This is a genomic window from Accumulibacter sp. (assembly GCF_032229525.1).
Taxonomy (GTDB): domain Bacteria; phylum Pseudomonadota; class Gammaproteobacteria; order Burkholderiales; family Rhodocyclaceae; genus Accumulibacter.
Genome location: NZ_JAVTWB010000220.1, coordinates 23,709 through 25,104, shown reverse-complemented (window position 1 = coordinate 25,104; position 1,396 = coordinate 23,709). Strand labels below are relative to the sequence as shown.

The 1,396-nt window shown below is 65.5% G+C and carries 1 protein-coding gene; it reads right to left on the bottom strand.

The genetic code is table 11. The features are described from left to right. Positions 1 to 31: 31 nt before the first annotated feature. Positions 32 to 1,396 (bottom strand): HD domain-containing protein (locus RUW20_RS17695; RefSeq protein WP_313953545.1); only part of this gene is annotated, 1,365 nt, incomplete at its 5' end.

Here is a 1,396-nt window from a genome sequence, read left to right as displayed (position 1 = left end):
GCCAGCAGGCCAGCAGGCCAGCGTCGGCGTCCTACGGCGTGCTCAGTTCAGCCATGCGGTGCGTGAGGCGGATGATCTGCACCCAGTCGTGCGAGACGATGTCCTGCGAATGGGCGAGATGGTTGCGCAAGGATTCGAGGTCCTTGATCAGTTCCTTGGCCGCGCGTTTGGACGGCAGGCCGAGGGCGTCTCTCGCCGGCTGGTGTTCAAGCATCACCTGCGCCTTGTCGGCCAGTTGCAGGCAGTTGATCAGTTCGCAGTGCTGATTGCGACGTTCGCGCTCGCGCTGTAGTTCGCGGGCTTTTTCCAGCCGCGCGGTCGGCAGCACGCTTTGCCAGCTTCCGTCGGGATAGATCTTCTCGATCAGCGGAACCAGTCCCATTTCATAGAGGGTGATGGCGCCGAACAGCCACATGCGCACCGGCGGCTTGTTCACCGCGTCACGCTCGATCACGCCGACGACCGAATCGAAGACCGAGACGAAGCACTGGTCGTGGCGGGTCAGGATGCCGACCACGTCCATCAGTGGCGCGTTGATGCCCAGCACCTGGTCGGCCGATATGTGCTGCAGTTGCCGACCGCTGGGGGCATCCTCAGTGGCATTCCCGGCGCTGGTTTTTGCCAGGTCGGCGAGGCGCACATAGGCCTGCACGACGCCATCGACGCGGATGCCGGCAATGCGCAGATGTCGCGCCCGCATGATTCTTGCCGCGGCGCACTCGGGCGCGTCGGTGTCGAACGACAGCAGCGGCTCGGCGATGTCAGCAGCGGTGAATACCTCGCGAAACCGGCGCAGGACGGGGCTGCTGGTCAGTTGGGGAAACAGTGTCGCCAAGCCCGCGGGCGCCTGAGTCGCGTCGGCTGCACGAGCGTCCAGCAGCTTCTCCTGGCATTCCCCGTGCAGCGCCCGCGCCTTGTTCAGCAGGCGCGCGTTGCCTTCGCCGAGCACCGCCAGCAAGGCGTTCATTTCGCCCAGGTAGACCCTGGCGAAGCGGACATCATGGTGGCTGATGTCCTGGCAGTTATCGATCAGATCGGCCAGCTTGATGCTCTTGGCGCGCGGCGAGGCGTGCGCCGTGTGCTGGCGATCGCTCTCCTTGCGGATGGCGCGGTTGCCGTCGCTCGGTCGGCTGACGTCGGTCAGATCCTGGACCAGGGCGGCGACTGCCGGGCCGAACTCGCGCTCGACGTCGCCCAGCGTTGCCGGCGTATCCTCGACCACATCGTGCAGCCAGGCGGCGGCGATCATTTCGGCGTCATCGGTCACCGACGCGACCAGGCGCGCCACGGCTTCCAGGTGAACCTGGTAGGGCTGGTCGCTGTACTTGCGGCGATGGCCAATGCGCTGATGGGCGGAAGTGGCGAAGTTTTTGGCGCGCTGGATCAGTTCGGACAT